Below are 2,759 nucleotides of genomic sequence, written 5' to 3'. Positions count from 1 at the left end.
TTAGTGTGAATAACGCAACTTTTAAAAGTAAAAAGGTAAAAGGGTAAAAAGGTAAAAAAGCCGTGCGGATAGATTTTACCAATGTAAAAACAGGAATAAGAAGTATATAATGGAAGTGCAAAATACAATTACTGACCTACCCGCACGGCTTTTTTACCTTTTTACCCTTTTACTTTTTTACCTTTAAAATCCTTTCCATTTCGGCGATAATCTCACGGCAATGCTCCATGCAAACGGCAAGAGGCACATCTCCGTTGCGGGCGGCAGAGAGGGCACGAAGACGTGGAACGACAGGCGACGAGAGCATGGTATACACAGGAGTGAGCTTATGCGCAAGGGATGCGGCAGCGGCAATATCTGACGTCTCCATCGCCCGACGCATGGCTTCGATATTCCTTACGGTCTGTTCCCTGAACTCACGCAGTATTGACCGCTCGGCCTCAGGATCGCCGTCGGCAAAGGCCGTGAGGGCGGCAAAGGGATTGACCGACGGCGACTGATGACCGACCGTAACACCCGTGACACGGCTTATCACATCGGCGAGAGCGCCGACAGTGACCGGCTTTGACAGCCGTGCGGCAAAACCGGCTTTCAGGAAATCGGCCTCGGCAATGCCGTCGTGCGCCGTCATGGCCACCACCGGCACACGACGGCCGGCCAAACGGGCCACAAGGTCGAACCCGCTCATGGCCGGCATCTCTATATCCGTGAGCAGAAGGTCGGCTCCATGCCCGTCGAGACGGGTCATAAGGTCGTCGGGACGAGTATACATGTCCACTTGCCATGATCCGGTATTCAATGACGAAAGCAGCTCGCCGACAAGCCGCAACTGCAACCGGTCATCGTCGATAACCACTATTCGCAGACTGCCGCAAGGTAAGTTATCCGCCGTGACTGGTCCGTCGGTGCATGATTTGCCGGCATCGGCGGGCGGCAGGCCTTCCCTATCGCCGGATTGCACGGTCCCAGCAGGAATATGGCTTGCTCTCTGTCCGTGCACGGCAGGCTGGCTGCCGGCATCGGGCACCACTATCTCCTGACCGGCAATGGCGACGGGCAGAGTGACGGTAAACGTGCTTCCGCGGCCCGGGGCGGTGTCGAGCGTGATATCGCCTCCAAGCAAAGACACCAGCTCGCGGGTAATGGAGAGACCAAGCCCCACCCCGTCTATGCCTTGTGCGCCTGGCAGACGGGTGAAAGCACGGAATATGCGGCCGCTCTCCTCCTCGGTCATGCCCTGTCCAGTGTCGGAAACGGCGATGCAAAGGGTCTCATCTCGCAACGATACAGACACCGAAACGCTGCCGCTGTCGGTATATTTCAGGGCATTGCCGATAAGGTTTTCGGCAATCTGGCGTATGCGGAAAGCATCGCCACGGCATAGGACGGCATCGCCGCCGGAATATTCATAGCCGAGAGACAGTCCTTTCTCAGCGGCCCTCGGACGGAAGCTGTCGGTACACTCGGCCATCAGCCGCGACGGGGAGAAACTGACCTCGCTCACCTCAATGCGCCCCTGTTCGAGAAGATGATAGTCGAGCAGCGCCCCGACAAGGCGCAGCAGATGACGGGCAGAACTGTCGATATTATGCAGATAGCGGCCGGCCTTGCCATCGCCGACATGCGGCCGGAGCAGTTCGACAAACCCGGATATGGCGGCCACAGGCGACTTGATGTCGTGTGTGATAGTAAGCAAAAGACGTTCGCGCTGCGAAAGCAACTGCTCGGCATGCCGACGGGCATGTTCGAGACCGCGACGGTAGAGCGCCGCGCGGTTGTTGTCGCGCCATACGAGGAACAACATTATCACAGCGGCAATGAGCGCGACGACGGCCAGGCCGCCGATTTTAATCACCGTGACATCACGCAGGTCGGCATCACGCGCCGCCTCACTTTGAATCCACCGCTGCTCACCGGCCGTTATGCTTGTCATTATCTGTTCGGTGCGCAGGGTAAGCTCCATCCCGTCGGCTTGAAGAGCCTCGGCGCTCTCACGGTAACGGCTGCGTCGATGGCGCCTGCGCTGCTCCTCACGACGGCCGATATCGGTAAGCACGTCCGCCACGTCGCTACCCACGTTTATCCGCCGGCGGACGCTGTCGGCTTCGCTGCGGACGGTATCCACACGGACGGCTGTGGTATCGGAACGCGAACGGCGGAAAGCGTCGGCCAGACGGTCGAAAAACGTGCGGCCGGTCTTCTCGACGACATAAGTCACCTGCTTCTCGCCGACGGCGGCGGAATCGTGCGAACTGACCACAACCGAGTCGCGGCCGCTGCGCAACCGCTCGACGGTCTGTTCGTAAAGGCGGGCACGGCGGTTGTCGCTCAGCATCGACGCCAGTCTCAGCGTGTTGTCGCGCTTGCCGGCAAGGAGCATCTTCAACGTATCCACACGGGCTTTCTGTCCAGGCTCGCCAAGCAGGGCGGCCACACTGTCGGCACAGGCCAGCGCACGATCGACGGCACGCGAGTAATCGGCCGTAACGTCGGTATAGCCCATGCACACGGCACGCTCCATATTGTCAACCTCGAAAATGCCGCTCACAAGGCGGTTGACGGCATTCCACCGCACGGAAACCGACCGCTCCACCTCCGACAGACGCACTGCCGTGCGGGTGTACCGGAATATCAGCCACACGGCAACGCCGAGCAGCACGATTAAAAACACGTAGCCGACCGCCACTTTAAAAGGTATGCCCCAATTTCGCCTCATGATGTATGTTTATTGCTATATGAAGATGGTTTCACTTATAATG

At 58.4% G+C, this 2,759-nt stretch carries 1 protein-coding gene; it reads right to left on the bottom strand.

Features of this window, described 5'->3' with window-relative positions; genetic code table 11:
• Positions 1–169: 169 nt before the first annotated feature.
• Positions 170–2,716: an ATP-binding protein gene (locus MoGM_RS00080; RefSeq protein ID WP_104368239.1), complete on the bottom strand. Its 2,547-nt coding sequence runs from the start codon at positions 2,714–2,716 to the stop codon at positions 170–172.
• Positions 2,717–2,759 lie beyond the last annotated feature (43 nt).

It is taken from the genome of Prevotella sp. MGM1, assembly GCF_002933775.1.
GTDB lineage: Bacteria > Bacteroidota > Bacteroidia > Bacteroidales > Bacteroidaceae > Prevotella.
This window is presented reverse-complemented; position numbering and strand designations above follow the sequence as displayed.